Source organism: Paracoccus sp. BR5-17, from assembly GCF_055693925.1.
The window spans coordinates 1376325-1394537 of record NZ_JBVFUV010000003.1; the positions used below are offsets into that span (position 1 = coordinate 1376325).

Sequence of the window (18213 nt, forward strand, 5' to 3'; positions counted from 1 at the left end):
ATGGAACCTTACCCCCTGCATTCGTAGGCCCGTGTCCTGGGTGCCCCGACCAGGACCGCGCGCGAAGACGAAAGGTGACAAGACCCCATGGCGCAATCCTATGTCGGCCAGAAGCGTATCCGGCGCTATTACGGCAACATCCGCGAAGTGCTGGAGATGCCGAACCTGATCGAGGTCCAGAAGTCCTCCTACGACCTGTTCCTGAACTCGGGCGAGGGCGAGGGCCATCACGACGGCGAAGGCATCCAGGGCGTTTTCCAGTCGGTCTTCCCGATCAAGGACTTCAACGAGACCGCGACGCTGGAGTTCGTGAAATACGAACTGGAGCGGCCGAAATACGACGTGGACGAATGCCAGCAGCGCGACATGACCTATGCGGCGCCGCTGAAGGTGACGCTGCGCCTGATCGTGTTCGACGTCGATGAGAACACCGGCGCGAAGTCGGTCAAGGACATCAAGGAACAGGACGTCTTCATGGGCGACATGCCCCTGATGACGCAGAACGGCACGTTCATCGTGAACGGCACCGAACGCGTGGTGGTGTCGCAGATGCACCGCAGCCCCGGCGTGTTCTTCGACCACGACCGCGGCAAGACCCATTCCTCGGGCAAGCTGCTGTTCGCCTGCCGCATCATTCCCTATCGCGGGTCCTGGCTGGACTTCGAGTTCGACGCCAAGGATCTGGTGTTCGCGCGCATCGACCGCCGCCGCAAGCTGCCGGTGACGACGCTGCTCTATGCGCTTGGCATGGACCAGGAAGGCATCATGGATGCCTTCTACCAGACCGTGCACTATACCCTGCGCCGCGAGGGCCGGTCGCAGGGCTGGGTCACGCGCTTCTTCCCCGAACGCGTGCGCGGCACCCGTCCGTCCTACGACCTCGTCAATGCCGACACCGGCGAGGTGATCGCCAAGGCCGGCGACAAGGTCACCCCGCGGCTGGTCAAGAAGCTGCAGGAATCGGGCGAGGCCCTGAACCTGCTGGTCCCGTTCGAACGCATCGTCGGCCGCTTCGTCGCCAAGGACATCGTCAACGACACCACGGGCTTCATCTATGCCGAGGCCGGTGACGAGATCACCGCCGAATACAACCGCGACGGCGAATTGTCGGGCGGGCTGCTCAAGGTGCTGCTGGACAACGACATCACCGAGATCCCGGTGCTGGACATCGACCATGTGAACGTCGGACCCTATATCCGCAACACCATGGCCGCCGACAAGAACCTGGGCCGCGAAGGCGCGCTCATGGACATCTACCGCGTCATGCGCCCGGGCGAGCCCCCCACCGTCGAGGCCGCGCAGACCCTGTTCAACAGCCTGTTCTTCGACAGCGAGCGGTACGACCTGTCGGCCGTGGGCCGGGTCAAGATGAACATGCGCCTGGATCTGGACGCGCCCGACACCCAGCGGACGCTGCGCCCCGAGGATATCGTCGCCTGCGTGCGCGGTCTTGTGGAACTGCGCGACGGCAAGGGCGAGATCGACGACATCGACCATCTGGGCAACCGCCGGGTGCGTTCGGTGGGCGAGCTGATGGAGAACCAGTATCGCGTCGGACTGCTGCGCATGGAACGCGCCATCCGCGAGCGCATGTCGGGCGTCGAGATCGACACCGTGATGCCGCAGGATCTGATCAACGCCAAGCCGGCCGCGGCTGCCGTTCGTGAATTCTTCGGCAGCTCGCAGCTGTCGCAGTTCATGGACCAGACCAACCCGCTGTCCGAGGTGACGCACAAGCGGCGCCTGTCGGCGCTTGGGCCGGGCGGTCTGACGCGCGAACGCGCAGGCTTCGAGGTGCGCGACGTTCACCCGACCCATTACGGGCGGATGTGCCCGATCGAGACGCCCGAAGGCCAGAACATCGGCCTCATCAACAGCCTGGCGACCTTTGCCCGGGTGAACAAGTACGGCTTCATCGAGACCCCCTATCGTAAGGTGGTGGACGGCCGCGTGACCGATGACGTGGTCTACATGTCCGCGACCGAGGAGATGCGCCACACCGTGGCCCAGGCCAACGCGACGCTGGACGCCGAAGGCCGCTTCGTCGATGAACTGGTCAGCACCCGCCAGGCGGGCGACTTCATGCTGAACCCGGTCGATGCCGTCGATCTGATCGACGTGTCGCCCAAGCAGCTTGTGTCGGTCGCGGCCGCGCTGATCCCGTTCCTGGAAAACGACGACGCCAACCGCGCGCTGATGGGTTCCAACATGCAGCGCCAGGCGGTGCCTCTGCTGCGCGCCGAGGCGCCCTTCGTCGGCACCGGCATGGAAGCAACGGTGGCGCGTGACAGTGGCGCCGCCATCATGGCGCGGCGCGGCGGCGTCATCGACCAGGTCGATGCGCAGCGCATCGTCGTGCGCGCCACCGAAGGGCTGGGCGCGGGCGATGCGGGCGTGGACATCTATCGCCTGCGCAAGTTCAAGCGGTCCAACCAGTCCTCGACCATCAACCAGCGGCCGCTGGTCAAGGTGGGCGAGAAGGTGGTGGGCGGCCAGGTCATCGCCGACGGTCCCTCGACAGATCAGGGCGAACTGGCGATCGGCCGCAACGTGGTCGTCGCCTTCATGCCCTGGAACGGCTACAACTACGAGGACTCGATCCTGATCTCGGAACGGATCCACCGCGACGACGTGTTCACCTCGATCCATATCGACGAATACGAGGTTGCGGCCCGCGACACCAAGCTGGGGCCCGAGGAAATCACCCGCGACATCCCCAACGTGGGCGAGGAAGCCCTGCGCAACCTGGATGAAGCCGGCATCGTCTATATCGGCGCCGAGGTCGGACCGGGCGACATCCTGGTGGGCAAGATCACCCCCAAGGGCGAAAGCCCCATGACCCCGGAAGAAAAGCTGCTGCGCGCCATCTTCGGCGAAAAGGCCAGCGACGTGCGCGACACCTCGCTGCGGCTGCCGCCGGGGGCCTACGGGACGATCGTGGAAGTCCGGGTCTTCAACCGCCACGGCGTGGACAAGGACGAACGCGCCCTGCAGATCGAGCGCGAGGAAGTCGAGCGTCTGGCCCGCGACCGCGACGACGAACAGGCGATCCTGGACCGCAACATCTATGCGCGCCTGAAGTCGCTGATCCTTGGCAGGACCGCTGTCAAGGGTCCGAAGGGCATCAAGGCCAACAGCGAGATCACCGAGGATCTGCTGGCCACGGTGTCGCGCGGCCAGTGGTGGCAGCTTGCCGTCAGCGACGAGGACACCGCCAAGGAAATCGAGGCGCTGAACCATCAGTACGACGCCCAGAAGAAGGCGCTTGAAGCCCGCTTCGAGGACAAGGTCGAGAAGGTCCGTCAGGGCGACGACCTGCCGCCGGGCGTGATGAAGATGGTCAAGGTCTTTGTCGCCGTGAAGCGCAAGCTGCAGGCGGGCGACAAGATGGCCGGGCGTCACGGCAACAAGGGCGTGGTGTCCAAGGTCGTGCCGATCGAGGACATGCCGTTCCTCGCGGACGGCACCCCGGTCGATCTGGTGCTGAACCCGCTGGGCGTGCCGTCGCGCATGAACGTGGGCCAGATCCTGGAAACCCACATGGGCTGGGCATCGCGCGGTCTTGGCATCAAGATCGACGAGGCGCTGGAGGAATACCGCCGCAACGGCGACATGGCTCCGGTCCGCGAGGCGATGCGCATCGGCTATGGCGACGACATGTATGCCGAAACCTTCGAGGGCATGGATGACGACCTGCTGGTGGAACATGCCAACACCGTCCGCACCGGCGTTCCCATCGCCACGCCGGTCTTCGACGGCGCCAAGGAGGCCGACGTGAACGACGCGCTGACGCGCGCGGGCTTCGACACCTCGGGGCAGTCCGTGGTTTTCGACGGCCGCACGGGCGAGCAGTTCTCGCGCAAGGTGACGGTGGGGATGAAGTATGTCCTGAAGCTGCACCACCTTGTCGACGACAAGATGCACGCGCGGTCCACCGGGCCCTACAGCCTGGTCACCCAGCAACCGCTGGGCGGCAAGGCGCAGTTCGGCGGCCAGCGTCTGGGTGAGATGGAGGTCTGGGCGCTGGAAGCCTATGGCGCCGCCTACACCCTGCAGGAGATGCTCACGGTCAAGTCGGACGACGTGGCGGGCCGGACCAAGGTCTATGAATCCATCGTCAAGGGCGACGACAACTTCGAGGCCGGCGTGCCGGAATCGTTCAACGTGCTGGTCAAGGAGGTCCGGGGTCTGGGCCTCAACATGGAACTCCTGGATGCGGAGGAGGAGGAGTGAGGGCCGCGCGCCCTCACACCCTTCCCCCCGTGCCCTTCATTAGGAATTGAGAATGAACCAGGAACTCGCCACCAATCCCCTGAACCCGCTGGCGCCGCCGCGGCAGTTCGACGAAATCAAGATCTCGCTGGCCTCGCCCGAGGAAATCCTCGCCTGGTCCTATGGCGAGGTGAAGAAGCCCGAAACCATCAACTACCGCACGTTCAAGCCGGAACGCGACGGGCTGTTCTGCGCGCGCATCTTCGGTCCGATCAAGGACTATGAATGCCTCTGCGGCAAGTACAAGCGGATGAAGTATCGCGGCCTCGTCTGCGAGAAATGCGGTGTGGAAGTGACCTTGCAGAAGGTCCGCCGCGAACGCATGGGCCATATCGAACTGGCCGCGCCGGTGGCCCATATCTGGTTCCTGAAGTCGCTGCCGTCCCGCATCGGCCTGATGCTGGACATGACGCTGCGCGATCTGGAACGGATCCTGTACTTTGAAAACTATGTCGTCATCGAGCCGGGCCTGACCGACCTGACCTATGGCCAGCTGCTGACCGAGGAGGAATTCCTCGATGCGCAGGACCAGTATGGCGCCGACGCCTTCAGCGCCGATATCGGCGCCGAGGCGATTCGGGCGATGCTGGCCAATATCGACCTGCAGGCGACCGCCGACCAGCTGCGCGAGGATCTGAAGGAAGCCACGGGCGAGCTGAAGCCCAAGAAGATCATCAAGCGGCTGAAGATCGTCGAATCCTTCCTGGAATCGGGCAACCGTCCCGAATGGATGGTGCTGACGGTGATCCCGGTCATTCCGCCGGAACTGCGCCCGCTGGTGCCGCTGGACGGCGGTCGCTTCGCCACGTCCGACCTCAACGACCTCTATCGCCGGGTCATCAACCGCAACAACCGCCTCAAGCGCCTGATCGAGCTGCGCGCGCCCGACATCATCGTGCGCAACGAAAAGCGGATGCTGCAGGAATCGGTCGATGCGCTGTTCGACAACGGCCGCCGCGGCCGCGTCATCACCGGCAACAACCGCCGTCCGCTGAAGTCGCTGTCCGACATGCTGAAGGGCAAGCAGGGCCGGTTCCGCCAGAACCTGCTGGGCAAGCGCGTGGACTTCTCGGGGCGTTCGGTGATCGTGACCGGGCCGGAACTGAAGCTGCACCAGTGCGGGCTGCCCAAGAAGATGGCCTTGGAACTGTTCAAGCCGTTCATCTATTCGCGGCTGGAAGCAAAGGGGCTGTCGTCCACCGTCAAGCAGGCCAAGAAGCTGGTCGAGAAGGAACGCCCCGAGGTCTGGGACATCCTGGACGAGGTGATCCGCGAGCATCCGGTCCTGCTGAACCGCGCGCCGACGCTGCACCGCCTGGGCATCCAGGCGTTCGAACCCATCCTGATCGAGGGCAAGGCGATCCAGCTGCACCCGCTGGTCTGTTCGGCCTTCAACGCCGACTTCGACGGCGACCAGATGGCCGTGCACGTTCCGCTGTCGCTGGAAGCGCAGCTGGAAGCCCGCGTCCTGATGATGTCCACGAACAACGTGCTGTCGCCCGCCAACGGCGCGCCGATCATCGTGCCGTCGCAGGACATGGTTCTGGGGCTGTACTACGTCTCGATGCAGCGCGACGGCATGAAGGGCGAGGGCATGGCCTTCGCCAACGTGAACGAGGTCGAGCACGCCCTTGCCGCCGGCGAGGTGCATCTGCACGCCAGGATCACCGCGCGCATCAAGCAGATCGACGAGAACGGCAACGAGGTCGTCAAGCGGTACGAGACCACGCCGGGCCGCGTCCGGCTGGGCGCGCTGCTGCCGATGAACGCCAAGGCGCCCTTCGAGCTGGTCAACCGCCTGCTGCGCAAGAAGGACGTGCAGCACGTCATCGACACCGTCTATCGCTACTGCGGTCAGAAGGAATCGGTGATCTTCTGCGACCAGATCATGGGCCTGGGCTTCCGCGAGGCCTTCCGCGCCGGCATCAGCTTCGGCAAGGACGACATGGTGGTGCCCGACAACAAGTGGACCATCGTCGAGGAAGTCCAGGAGCAGGTGAAGGAGTTCGAGCAGCAGTATCTCGACGGCCTCATCACCCAGGGCGAGAAGTACAACAAGGTCGTGGACGCTTGGTCGAAATGCAACGACCGCGTGACCGAGGCGATGATGGCCACCATCTCGGCCGTCAAGAAGGACGAGAACGGCGCCGAGATGGAGCCGAACAGCGTCTACATGATGGCCCATTCGGGCGCCCGCGGTTCGACCAACCAGATGAAGCAGCTGGGCGGGATGCGCGGGCTGATGGCCAAGCCCTCGGGCGAGATCATCGAGACGCCGATCATCTCGAACTTCAAGGAAGGCCTGACCGTTCTTGAATACTTCAACTCGACCCACGGCGCCCGGAAGGGTCTGTCGGACACCGCGCTGAAGACGGCGAACTCGGGCTATCTGACGCGGCGTCTGGTGGACGTGGCGCAGGACTGCATCATCCGCGAACACGACTGCGGGACCGAGCAGGCGATCACCGCTTCGGCGGCGGTCAACGATGGCGAGGTCATCAGCCCGCTGTCCGAACGCGTGCTGGGCCGCACCGCGGCCGAGGACGTGCTGGTTCCGGGCCAGGACGAGATCATCGTCCGCAAGAACGAGGTGATCGACGAGCGCAAGGCCGACGCCATCGAGCAGGCGGGCGTCCAGGCGGTCCGCATCCGTTCGGCCCTGACCTGCGAATCCGAGGACGGGATCTGCGCGCTGTGCTATGGCCGCGACCTGGCCCGCGGCACGCTGGTCAACATCGGCGAGGCGGTCGGCATCATCGCCGCCCAGTCGATCGGCGAACCCGGCACGCAGCTGACGATGCGGACCTTCCACATCGGCGGCATCGCCCAGGGCGGCCAGCAGTCCTTCCAAGCGGCCTCGCACGAAGGCACGGTCCAGTTCCGCAACGAGAACATCCTGACCAACGCCAATGGCGAACAGGTCGTGATGTCGCGCAACATGCAGTTGCTGATCCTGGACGATCAGGGCCAGGAACGCGCCAGCCACAAGCTGTTCTACGGCAGCAAGCTGTTCGTGAAGGAAGGCGAACGGGTGATCCGCGGCGCCAAGCTGTTCGAGTGGGATCCCTATACCCTGCCGATCATCGCCGAAAAGGGCGGTGTGACGAAGTTCGTCGACCTGCTCTCGGGGATCTCGGTCCGCGACGAGACGGACGATGCGACCGGCATGACGCAGAAGATCGTCACCGACTGGCGTTCCGCGCCGAAAGGCAACGACCTGAAGCCCGAGATCATCATCATGGATGAGAACGGCGAACCGGTGCGCAACGAACAGGGCAACCCGATCAGCTATCCGATGTCGGTGGACGCGATCCTGTCGGTCGAGGACCAGCAGGAGATCCGCGCGGGCGACGTGGTGGCGCGGATCCCGCGGGAAGGCGCCCGGACCAAGGACATCACCGGGGGTCTGCCCCGCGTGGCCGAACTGTTCGAGGCCCGGCGTCCCAAGGACCACGCGATCATCGCCGAGATCGACGGCTATGTCCGCTTCGGCAAGGACTACAAGAACAAGCGCCGCATCACCATCGAGCCGTCGGAAGACGGGGTGGCGCCGGTTGAATACATGGTGCCGAAAGGCAAGCACATTCCGGTGCAGGAAGGCGACTTCGTGCAGCGGGGCGACTACATCATGGACGGCAACCCGGCGCCCCACGACATCCTGCGGATCATGGGGATCGAGGCGCTTGCGGATTACCTGATCGACGAGGTGCAGGACGTCTATCGGCTGCAGGGCGTGAAGATCAACGACAAGCACATCGAGGTGATCGTCCGCCAGATGCTGCAGAAGATCGAGATCACCGACAGCGGCGACACCACGCTGCTGAAGGGCGAGCATGTCGAGCGCGACGAGTTCGAGGAGGAGAACGCCAAGATCGAGGCCCGCGGTGGCCGTCCGGCGCAGGGGGAACCCGTGCTGCTGGGCATCACCAAGGCGTCGCTGCAGACCCGCAGCTTCATCTCGGCCGCGTCCTTCCAGGAAACGACCCGGGTTCTGACCGAGGCGGCCGTTCAGGGCAAGCGCGACAAGCTGCTGGGCCTGAAGGAGAACGTCATCGTCGGCCGGCTGATCCCGGCGGGAACGGGCGGTGCCACCGCCCGCATCCGCCGCATCGCCACCGAACGCGACAACCAGGTGATCGAGGCGCGCCGCGCCGAGGCCGAAGCCGCCGCCGCCCTGATGGCGCCCGCGGCAGAGGAGACTGCCTCGGACGGCTCTGGCCAGTGATCGAAGGCCCGCGACAGGCAAAGGCCCGGCAGCAATGCCGGGCCTTTCGCCGTTCGGGGGTCCCGAGCCGATGGGCCGGGGAAAGCAGACCGCCTGGCCCCGCCAAGGCCGCGGCCGGGCAGCGACCCCGCCATCGGGCGGTCTTGGCCGGTTGCGCATCCCGCACAATCCGCTTGCCGGACCGTCGGGCAATGCCTTACCCGAAGGCAGCGATCCTCTGGCGAATCCTGACATGCGCACTCCTCTCCTGTCCCCGATCCGGCGCGTCCGGCCCGCCTCGGTCCGCCCGCTGACGCATCGGCCGGGCGACAACCTGCGGGGCGCGCTGATCATGACGCTGTGCATGGTCGCCTTCGGGTTGAACGACACGGTGATGAAGTTCGTGGCGCAGGACATGCCCCTGTATCAGGCGATCACCCTGCGCGGGATCTTCGTGATGGGCTTCATCGCCGCCGTCGCCCCGCGCCTGGGGGGCTGCGCCTGCGCATCCCCTTGCGCGCCCGCGGCCCGATGATGTGGCGGACCATCGGGGAAATCGCCTCGACCATGCTGTTTCTCAACGCGCTGCAGCACATGGCCATGGGCGATCTGTCGGCGATCATGCAGGCGCTGCCGCTGGTGGTGATGGTCGCGGCCGCGCTGTTCTTTGGCGAGACGCTGGGCTGGCGCCGCATCGGCGCGGTGATCGCGGGCTTTCTGGGCGTCCTTCTGATCCTGCGCCCGGGGGGCGAGGTCTTGGGCCCCTGGGCCATCGTGGCGGTGGGGGCGATGGCGATGGTCGCGCTGCGCGACCTGGCGACGCGCAATTTCGGCGGCGACATCACCTCGGCAACGATCGCCTTCTACGCGGCGGCGGGGGTGACGCTGGTCGGGCTGGTCATCAGCCTGGGGCAGGGCTGGATCCTGCCCCATGCCTCGCAGGTGATGCTGCTGGCGATGGGCAGCGCCTTCCTCACGGTGGGCTATGTCAGCGCCGTGGCCTCGATGCGCGTGGGAGAGATGTCCTATGTGGCGCCCTTCCGCTATACCTCGCTGCTGGTGGCGATCGCGATGGGGCTGATCGTCTTCGGCGAATGGCCCGACCCCTGGACCTGGACGGGATCGGCCCTGGTGGTGGCCGCCGGGATCTATACCATCTGGCGCGAGGCGCGGCTGGGCAGGGCGCGCTGATGCGGGTTCAGATGCTGGGCCTGTGCCGGTTTTCCTATCTGGGACTGCGCGGCTACCAGAAGGATCATCCCAGCATCGAGGCGCGGCGCGCCTTCCTGTACGATCCCGCCCGGCTGGCACGCCGCTGGCTGTGGTTCAGGACCGTGGCCTTGCCGGGCTGGCTGGCGCAGACGGATGGCGATTTCACCCTTGTCATCCTGACCGGCCCGGACCTGCCGCAGCCCTGGCTGTCGGAACTGCGCCAGCTGGTCGCCGGCCATCCGCAGCTGCGCCTTGAGCTGGTCCCGCCGATGGAGCGCCACCTCGAGGCCTGCCGCGCCGCCGTCGCGCCTCATGTCGATGCCGCAGCCGATGTCATCGGCCATTTCCGGCACGACGACGACGATGCCGTGGCCATCGACTATGTCGCCCGCGCCCGGGCGGATTTCGCGCGGGTTCGCGATCTGTGGCAGGCCGAGGGGCGGCTGTCGTTGGACCATGCGCGCGGGCTGATGATGCAGGTCGAAGCAGGGGGCGCCCGCTTCGTGCCGCGCATCGCCCACAACATGGGGGTCGCGCTGACGATCTTCCTGCGACCGGACGAAGGCAAGACCGCCCTGCATTTCGACCACACGAAGCTGCCGCTGTGGATGCCCGGCGTGACCGTCACGCGGCCGCTGATGTTCCTGCGCGGCATCCACGGCGACAGCGACTCGGGCGACATGGGGCCGGGGATCCCCTGGGAGATCGCCCCGGAAGCGCTTGACCGGCAGCTTGTGAGCCGCTTCAATCTGACCCGTGCCGGGCTTTCGGACCTGGCGCGGCGGCTGGCTGCGGCCTGACCGGCCCCCGCGGTCATGTTGACAGTCGGGCCAATTCCGCCTATACGCCGCAGACCCGACGGGAAACCGGACGGGGGCCAGAACCTCTCGTGGTCACGATCCGGGCCGTTAACTGCCTCGATCCTCTGGAATTTTCCCCTCCACCCCGGAGCCCGGGGAAGGATGGGTTTGGCATTTCGCGATTCGCGCGGGATGCCGTCGAGAAGCGGCGCAACCGGCCGGTTGCGAGTATTGACAGAGCAAGACGGGGAACCGAATGCCGACGATCCAACAGCTGATCCGCAAACCGCGGCAGCCCAAGGTGCAGCGCTCGAAGTCGCAGCACCTGCAGGGCTGCCCGCAGAAGCGCGGCGTCTGCACGCGCGTCTATACCACGACGCCGAAGAAACCGAACTCCGCCATGCGGAAGGTCGCCAAGGTGCGCCTGACGAATGGCTTCGAGGTGATCTCCTACATTCCGGGCGAAAAGCACAACCTGCAGGAACACAGCGTCGTGCTGATCCGCGGCGGCCGCGTCAAGGACCTTCCGGGTGTCCGCTATCACATCCTGCGCGGTGTGCTGGATACCCAGGGCGTCAAGGATCGTCGCCAGCGTCGTTCGAAATACGGCGCCAAGCGTCCGAAATAAGGAGAGGCATCCATGTCCCGTCGTCACGCCGCTGAAAAGCGCGAAGTCCTGCCCGACGCCAAGTATGGCGATCGCGTGCTGACCAAATTCATGAACAACCTTATGGTTGACGGCAAGAAGTCCGTGGCCGAGCGGATCGTCTATTCGGCGCTCGACCGCGTGCAGACCCGTCTCAAGCGCGAGCCGATCGAGGTGTTCCACGAGGCCCTCGACAACGTGAAGCCCTCGGTCGAGGTGCGTTCGCGCCGCGTCGGCGGCGCCACCTACCAGGTCCCGGTCGAGGTCCGTCCGACCCGCCGCGAGGCCCTGGCGATCCGCTGGCTGATCGACGCGTCCAAGAAGCGCAACGAGAACACGATGGAAGAACGCCTTGCGGGCGAGCTGGCCGATGCCGTGAACGGCCGCGGCACCGCCGTCAAGAAGCGCGAAGACACGCATAAGATGGCCGACGCCAACAAGGCGTTCAGCCACTACCGCTGGTAAGGCGAAAGGATCCCCACCATGGCACGCGAATATCCGCTGCAGCGTTACCGCAACTTCGGCATCATGGCCCATATCGACGCCGGCAAGACGACGACGACCGAGCGTATCCTCTACTACACCGGCAAGTCGCACAAGATCGGCGAAGTGCATGACGGCGCCGCGACCATGGACTGGATGGAGCAGGAACAGGAGCGCGGCATCACCATCACGTCTGCCGCGACCACCACGTTCTGGCAGCGCCAGGAGGATCCGACGACCGAAGGCACCTCGGACACCAAGTACCGCTTCAACATCATCGACACCCCGGGCCACGTGGACTTCACCATCGAGGTGGAACGCTCGCTGGCCGTTCTGGACGGCGCGATCTGCCTGCTGGACGCCAATGCCGGCGTCGAGCCGCAGACCGAGACCGTCTGGCGCCAGGCCGACCGCTACAAGGTGCCGCGGATCGTCTTCGTCAACAAGATGGACAAGATCGGCGCCGACTTCTTCAACTGCGTGCGCATGATCAAGGACCGCACCGGCGGCACCCCCTGCCCGATCGCCCTGCCGATCGGCGCCGAGGACAAGCTGGAAGGCATCATCGACCTGGTGAAGATGGAGGAGTGGGTCTGGAAGGGCGAGGATTTGGGCGCAAGCTGGATCCGCCAGCCGATCCGCGACGACCTGAAGGACCTGGCCGAGGAATGGCGCTCGAACCTGATCGAACTGGCCGTCGAACAGGACGACACCGCCATGGAGGCCTATCTCGAGGGCAACGAGCCCGACGAGGCGACCCTGCGCGGCCTGATCCGCAAGGGCACGCTGTCGCTGTCCTTCTTCCCGGTGACCGCCGGCTCGTCGTTCAAGAACAAGGGCGTGCAGCCGCTTCTGAACGCCGTCATCGACTATCTGCCGTCGCCGCTGGACGTGCCCCCCTATCTGGGCTTCGCGCCGGGCGACGAGACGGAAACCCGCAACATCGAGCGGCGCGCCGATGACGAGCAGCCCTTCTCGGGCCTGGCGTTCAAGATCATGAACGACCCCTTCGTGGGTTCGCTGACCTTCACGCGGATCTATTCTGGCCAGCTCAAGAAGGGCGACCAGATGCTGAACGCGACGAAGGGCAAGCGCGAGCGCGTGGGCCGCATGATGATGATGCATTCGATCAACCGCGAGGAGATCGAGGAAGCCTTCGCCGGCGACATCATCGCGCTTGCGGGTCTCAAGGAAACCACCACGGGCGACACGCTCTGCGATCCCGCCAAGCCGGTGGTGCTGGAGACGATGACCTTCCCCGAGCCGGTGATCGAGATCGCCGTGGAACCCAAGTCCAAGGCCGACCAGGAGAAGATGGGCCTTGCCCTGCAGCGTCTGGCCGCCGAGGATCCGTCCTTCCGGGTCGAGACCGATCTGGAATCGGGCCAGACCATCATGAAGGGCATGGGCGAACTGCATCTCGACATCCTGGTGGACCGCATGAAGCGCGAGTTCAAGGTCGAGGCCAACATCGGCGCCCCCCAGGTGGCCTATCGCGAGACGATCAGCCAGCCGGCCGAGATCGACTACACCCACAAGAAGCAGACCGGCGGCACGGGCCAGTTCGCCCGCGTCAAGCTGGCGATCACCCCGACCGAGCCGGGCGAAGGCTATTCCTTCGAATCCAAGATCGTCGGCGGCGCGGTGCCGAAGGAATACATCCCGGGCGTCGAGAAGGGCATCAAGTCGGTGATGGATTCCGGTCCGCTGGCGGGCTTCCCCGTGATCGACTTCAAGGTGGCCCTGCTGGACGGCGCCTTCCACGACGTCGACTCCTCGGTCCTGGCCTTCGAGATCGCGGCGCGTGCGGCGATGCGGGAAGGCCTGAAGAAGGCCGGCGCCAAGCTGCTGGAACCGATCATGAAGGTCGAGGTGGTCACCCCCGAGGAATACACGGGTTCGATCATCGGCGACCTGACCAGCCGCCGCGGCATGGTCCGCGGGCAGGATCCGCGCGGGAACGCGAACGTCATCGACGCCTTCGTGCCGCTGGCCAACATGTTCGGCTACATCAACAACCTGCGCTCGATGTCCTCGGGCCGCGCGGTGTTCACGATGCAGTTCGACCATTACGAGGCCGTGCCGCAGAACATCTCGGACGAGATCCAGAAGAAATACGCCTGATCGGCGGGGCGGGGCGCAGGCCCCGCCCGTATCACGACAACGATGAATCCAAGGAGCCCTGCTTATGGCAAAGGCAAAGTTTGAACGGACGAAACCGCACGTCAACATTGGCACGATCGGTCACGTTGACCACGGCAAGACGACGCTGACGGCTGCGATCACGAAGTATTTCGGTGAATTCAAGGCCTATGACCAGATCGACGGGGCGCCGGAAGAACGCGCCCGGGGGATCACCATCTCGACGGCGCATGTGGAATACGAATCGGAAGCGCGCCACTATGCGCATGTGGACTGCCCGGGCCACGCCGACTACGTCAAGAACATGATCACCGGCGCGGCGCAGATGGACGGGGCGATCCTGGTGGTCAACGCCGCCGACGGCCCGATGCCGCAGACGCGCGAGCACATCCTGCTGGGCCGCCAGGTGGGCATCCCCTACATGGTCGTCTATCTCAACAAGGTCGACCAGGTCGATGACGAGGAACTGCTGGAGCTGGTCGAGATGGAGGTGCGCGAGCTGCTGAGCAGCTACGACTATCCGGGCGACGAGATCCCGATCATCAAGGGCTCGGCGCTGGCGGCGATGGAAGGCCGCGACCCCGAGATCGGCGAGAACTCGATCCGGGCGCTGATCAAGGCGGTGGACGACTACATCCCGACGCCCGAGCGCGCCATCGACCAGCCCTTCCTGATGCCGATCGAGGACGTGTTCTCGATCTCGGGCCGCGGCACGGTCGTCACCGGCCGGGTCGAGCGCGGCGCCGTCAACGTCGGCGACGAGCTTGAGATCGTGGGCATCCGCGACACCCGCAAGACCACCTGCACGGGCGTCGAGATGTTCCGCAAGCTGCTGGACCGCGGGGAAGCGGGCGACAACATCGGCGCGCTGCTGCGCGGCGTGGACCGCGACGGCGTGGAGCGCGGGCAGGTGCTGTGCAAGCCCGGCTCGGTCAAGCCGCACACCACCTTCGAGGCCGAGGCCTACATCCTGACCAAGGAGGAAGGCGGCCGGCACACGCCGTTCTTCGCCAACTACCGCCCGCAGTTCTACTTCCGCACCACGGACGTGACCGGCACGGTGAAGCTGCCCGAGGGCACCGAGATGGTGATGCCGGGCGACAACCTGAAGTTCGAGGTCGAGCTGATCGCCCCGATCGCCATGGAGGAAAAGCTGCGCTTCGCCATCCGCGAAGGCGGCCGCACCGTCGGCGCCGGCGTCGTGTCGAAGATCATCAAGTGATCCCAGGGCGGCCCGGCCGCCCGCAGCCCCAGAACCAACCCGAAGGCCGCGCCCCCAAAGCGCGGCCTTCGCCGTGAGGGCGCCCAAAGGTGCATTGACCCAGCCCCCGTCCTGCCGCAGGATCGGGCTATCGGACCTTTCGGATCAAGCCCATGTGCCAGATCTTCGCGGGGCAAGACCCCGACCGCTATGAGACCGTGACCCGCAGGCTGCGGCTGAACGGGCAATCGACCTCGATCCGGCTGGAGCGCGCCTTCTGGCGCATCCTGGACCAGATCGCCGCCCGGCAGGGGGTCACGACGCCGGCCTTCATCTCGAAGCTGCACGCCGAGGTGCTTGAGCTGCATGGCGAGGCGCGCAACTTCACCTCGCTGCTGCGCTGCGCCTGCACGATCCATCTTGGCGAGGATCAGCACATCGCCGCCGCAATCGCCGCCGAATAAAAGCGGCGCTGTAGTAATCCGTTACTACCCGCACGGATCCGCGCCCGCCTAGACTGGTTCCCGGACTGACAAGAAGGGAACCTTATGGCGAAGTACGTCCATTCCATGATCCGTGTCCTGGACGAGGCGCGCTCGGTCGATTTCTACGACCGCTGCTTCGGTCTGACGGTGGCGGAACGCCTTGATTTTCCGGACTTCACGCTGGTCTATCTGGCGAATGGCGAAAGCGAGACCGAGCTGGAGCTGACCGTCAACAAGGGCCGCACGGAACCCTATGCCCTGGGTGACGGCTATGGCCATATCGCCTTCACCGTGGATGACGTCGATGCGCTGCACGCGCGTCTGGAGGCCGAGGGGCTGGCGCCGCGCAAGCTGGTCGACTTCGCCCCGGGCGGCGAGGTGATCGCCCGGTTCTTCTTCATTGCCGACCCCGATGGATATCAGATCGAGGTGATCCAGCGGGGCGGCCGTTACAAATAGCGCGCCCGCGGGGAGGGGAGACCCCCGGCGCAGCACAAGGGGAGGAGAGACATGACCCGATTGAACAAGCAGGGGCTGACCCGTCGCGCGCTTCTGTCGCGCGCGGTGGCGGCCGGGGCTCTGGCCGTCGCGGGGCCGGGCTTCATCGCGGCGACCGACGCCGCCTGGGCCGTCGAGGTGACGGCCATCAGCGAACACCAGATGGCCACGCTGCTGCAGATGGCCCGCGACATCTACCCCCACGACCGGGTGGGCGACCGCCATTATGCCGTGGCGATCAAGTCCTACGATTCGCCCGAGCAGAAGGACATGGTGGCGGAAGGCATCGCCGCCCTGGACGAGGCGGCGAAGGCTGCGGGCTTCGACAGCTACCTGGCCACCGGATGGGAGGATGATCGCGTGGCGATCCTGCGCCAGATCCAGGACACGCCCTTCTTCCAGACCGTCCGGGGCGGGCTGGTGACGGGCCTGTACAACCAGAAGGAAATCTGGCCGATCTTCGGCTACGAGGGCGAGTCCTTCTCGCAGGGCGGTTACATCAACCGCGGCTTTGACGACATCGACTGGTTGTAAGGGGGGCAGCTATCATGGCCAAGGCAGCCAAATTCGAACTGACCGACGACAGCGTGGTGGTCATCGTGGGCACCGGCGCGGGCGGCGGGGTGCTGGCCAACGAACTGGCGCAGAAGGGCGTCAAGGTCGTGGCGCTGGAGGCGGGCGGGCGCTACATGCCCGAGGATTACATCAACGACGAATGGGAAAGCTTCGGCCAACTGGCCTGGACCGACCCACGCACGACCAGCGGCGACTGGCGGGTGGCCAAGGACTTCAGCGGCCTGCCTGCCTGGATCGTCAAGGCGGTCGGCGGCACCAGCATCCACTGGGCCGGCGCGTCGCTCCGCTTCCAGGACCACGAATGGAAGGCCTTGTCCACCTATGGCGCGGTCGAGGGGGCGAACCTGCTGGACTGGCCGCTGGACCCGGCCGAGATGGCGCCCTGGTACGACAAGGCCGAGGCCAAGCTGGGCGTCACCGGCGTCGGCGGGCGGCCGCGCCTGCCGGGCAGCAACAACTACAAGGTCTTCGAGAAGGGCGCCCTAGCCGTCGGCTACAAGGAAGTCCATACCGGCAACATGGCCATCAACAGCGCCGACTATGACGACCGGATGGCCTGCCAGCAGACCGGCTTCTGCTTCCAGGGCTGCAAATGGGGCGCCAAGTGGTCCAGCGCCTATACCGACATCCCGCGGGGCGAGGCGACCGGCAACCTGGAGGTGCGCGACCACGCCCATGTCGCGCGGATCCTGCACGACGACAGCGGCAAGGTGACCGGGGTCGAATATTTCGACAAGGACGGCAACCTGCAGATGCAGAAGGCGCGGCTGGTGGCCGTCGCCGGCAACAGCTTCGAAAGCCCGCGCCTGCTGCTCAATTCGCACAGCAGCATGTTCCCGGACGGGCTTGCCAACGGGTCCGGCCAGGTGGGACGCAACTACATGCGCCACACTACGGGATCGGTCTATGCGACCTTCGAGAAGCCGGTGAAGATGTGGCGCGGCACGACCATGGCCGGCATCATCCGCGACGAGGCGCGGCACGATCCCTCGCGCGGGTTCGTCGGCGGGTACGAACTGGAAACCCTGTCGCTGGGCCTGCCCTTCATGGCAGCCTTCCTGGATCCGGGCGGCTGGGGCCGCGAATTCGCCACCGCGCTTGACAGCTATGCCAACATGGCGGGCATGTGGATCGTGGGCGAGGACATGCCCCAGGCCGACAACCGTGTCACCCTGTCCGATACCGAGGACAAGTTCGGCCTGAAGGTCGCCAACGTCAACTTCAGCGACCATCCGAACGACGTGGCGATGCGCAACCACGCTTACGCGCAGGGGCAGGCGATCTACAAGGCGGTGGGCGCGACGCGCACGCTGCCGACGCCGCCCTATCCCTCGACGCACAATCTGGGCACCAACCGGATGTCCGAACGCCCCGAGGACGGCGTGGTGAACCGCAACGGGCAGGCCCATGAGGTGCCCAACCTGTTCGTGTCGGACGGCAGCCAGTTCACGACCGGCGCGGCGGAAAACCCGACGCTGACCATCGTGGCCCTGGCCATCCGCCAGGCTGACCACATCGCCAGGGAGATGGCGGCAGGCAACGTCTGAGGCAACCACGACCAGGCCCGGCGGCAGGGTATGCCAAGGGGCTTCTGCCTGCAGGACAGCCTTCGCAGGCCCCGCGCCCCTGTAGCGGGCGGCACGGGTCCGGGGCGGCCGATGGCCGCCTGCCGAAGGCCGAACCGGAAGGACATG

At 65.7% G+C, this 18213-nt stretch carries 13 protein-coding genes; all 13 read left to right on the top strand.

Annotated features, from left to right (window positions below; genetic code table 11):
* Nucleotides 1–87: 87 nt before the first annotated feature.
* Complete coding sequence (gene rpoB / locus ACZ1HC_RS08315; protein WP_472699569.1) at nt 88–4233, top strand: DNA-directed RNA polymerase subunit beta; 4146 nt, start codon at nt 88–90, stop codon at nt 4231–4233.
* Nucleotides 4234–4285: 52 nt separating this feature from the next.
* Nucleotides 4286–8497 carry a DNA-directed RNA polymerase subunit beta' gene (rpoC, locus tag ACZ1HC_RS08320; protein WP_472699570.1) on the top strand — a complete coding sequence of 1404 codons (4212 nt, stop codon included), beginning with the start codon at nt 4286–4288 and terminating at the stop codon, nt 8495–8497.
* 232 nt (nt 8498–8729) lie between these two features.
* On the top strand, nt 8730–9011 hold the full coding sequence (locus ACZ1HC_RS08325) for a hypothetical protein (protein ID WP_472699571.1): 282 nt from the start codon (nt 8730–8732) through the stop codon (nt 9009–9011).
* Nucleotides 9011–9667, top strand: coding sequence for a DMT family transporter (locus tag ACZ1HC_RS08330; protein ID WP_472699572.1), 657 nt, complete (start codon nt 9011–9013; stop codon nt 9665–9667). Before ACZ1HC_RS08325 ends, ACZ1HC_RS08330 begins: the two co-directional genes overlap by 1 nt.
* Nucleotides 9667–10488 (top strand): glycosyltransferase, encoded by an 822-nt coding sequence (locus ACZ1HC_RS08335; RefSeq protein WP_472699573.1) that lies wholly within the window; start codon nt 9667–9669, stop codon nt 10486–10488. The genes ACZ1HC_RS08330 and ACZ1HC_RS08335 overlap by 1 nt, the downstream gene beginning before the upstream one ends.
* A gap of 256 nt (nt 10489–10744) precedes the next feature.
* Nucleotides 10745–11116, top strand: coding sequence for a 30S ribosomal protein S12 (gene rpsL, locus ACZ1HC_RS08340; RefSeq protein WP_022705687.1), 372 nt, complete (start codon nt 10745–10747; stop codon nt 11114–11116).
* Between the two features lie 12 nt (nt 11117–11128).
* Entirely contained in the window at nt 11129–11599 is a 471-nt protein-coding gene (rpsG, locus tag ACZ1HC_RS08345; protein WP_472699574.1) for a 30S ribosomal protein S7, read from the top strand.
* Between the two features lie 18 nt (nt 11600–11617).
* Nucleotides 11618–13741 (top strand): elongation factor G, encoded by a 2124-nt coding sequence (gene fusA / locus ACZ1HC_RS08350; protein ID WP_472699575.1) that lies wholly within the window; start codon nt 11618–11620, stop codon nt 13739–13741.
* A gap of 64 nt (nt 13742–13805) precedes the next feature.
* Nucleotides 13806–14981 (top strand): elongation factor Tu, encoded by a 1176-nt coding sequence (gene tuf / locus ACZ1HC_RS08355; RefSeq protein WP_472698577.1) that lies wholly within the window; start codon nt 13806–13808, stop codon nt 14979–14981.
* 152 nt (nt 14982–15133) lie between these two features.
* Nucleotides 15134–15424, top strand: coding sequence for a ribbon-helix-helix domain-containing protein (locus ACZ1HC_RS08360; protein ID WP_472699576.1), 291 nt, complete (start codon nt 15134–15136; stop codon nt 15422–15424).
* An 84-nt stretch (nt 15425–15508) separates the two neighbouring features.
* Entirely contained in the window at nt 15509–15904 is a 396-nt protein-coding gene (locus ACZ1HC_RS08365; RefSeq protein ID WP_472699577.1) for a VOC family protein, read from the top strand.
* A gap of 51 nt (nt 15905–15955) precedes the next feature.
* Nucleotides 15956–16477: a Twin-arginine translocation pathway signal gene (locus ACZ1HC_RS08370; protein ID WP_472699578.1), complete on the top strand. Its 522-nt coding sequence runs from the start codon at nt 15956–15958 to the stop codon at nt 16475–16477.
* Nucleotides 16478–16491: 14 nt separating this feature from the next.
* On the top strand, nt 16492–18066 hold the full coding sequence (locus tag ACZ1HC_RS08375; protein WP_472699579.1) for a GMC family oxidoreductase: 1575 nt from the start codon (nt 16492–16494) through the stop codon (nt 18064–18066).
* Nucleotides 18067–18213: the final 147 nt, after the last annotated feature.

Bases quoted from the DNA above. Each gene is read 5' to 3' on its own strand.
- rpoB (WP_472699569.1), top strand. From the start codon at position 88: ATGGCGCAATCCTATGTCGGCCAGAAGCGTATCCGGCGCTATTACGGC.
- rpoC (WP_472699570.1), top strand. From the start codon at position 4,286: ATGAACCAGGAACTCGCCACCAATCCCCTGAACCCGCTGGCGCCGCCG.
- ACZ1HC_RS08325 (WP_472699571.1), top strand. From the start codon at position 8,730: ATGCGCACTCCTCTCCTGTCCCCGATCCGGCGCGTCCGGCCCGCCTCG.
- ACZ1HC_RS08330 (WP_472699572.1), top strand. From the start codon at position 9,011: ATGTGGCGGACCATCGGGGAAATCGCCTCGACCATGCTGTTTCTCAAC.
- ACZ1HC_RS08335 (WP_472699573.1), top strand. From the start codon at position 9,667: ATGCGGGTTCAGATGCTGGGCCTGTGCCGGTTTTCCTATCTGGGACTG.
- rpsL (WP_022705687.1), top strand. From the start codon at position 10,745: ATGCCGACGATCCAACAGCTGATCCGCAAACCGCGGCAGCCCAAGGTG.
- rpsG (WP_472699574.1), top strand. From the start codon at position 11,129: ATGTCCCGTCGTCACGCCGCTGAAAAGCGCGAAGTCCTGCCCGACGCC.
- fusA (WP_472699575.1), top strand. From the start codon at position 11,618: ATGGCACGCGAATATCCGCTGCAGCGTTACCGCAACTTCGGCATCATG.
- tuf (WP_472698577.1), top strand. From the start codon at position 13,806: ATGGCAAAGGCAAAGTTTGAACGGACGAAACCGCACGTCAACATTGGC.
- ACZ1HC_RS08360 (WP_472699576.1), top strand. From the start codon at position 15,134: ATGTGCCAGATCTTCGCGGGGCAAGACCCCGACCGCTATGAGACCGTG.
- ACZ1HC_RS08365 (WP_472699577.1), top strand. From the start codon at position 15,509: ATGGCGAAGTACGTCCATTCCATGATCCGTGTCCTGGACGAGGCGCGC.
- ACZ1HC_RS08370 (WP_472699578.1), top strand. From the start codon at position 15,956: ATGACCCGATTGAACAAGCAGGGGCTGACCCGTCGCGCGCTTCTGTCG.
- ACZ1HC_RS08375 (WP_472699579.1), top strand. From the start codon at position 16,492: ATGGCCAAGGCAGCCAAATTCGAACTGACCGACGACAGCGTGGTGGTC.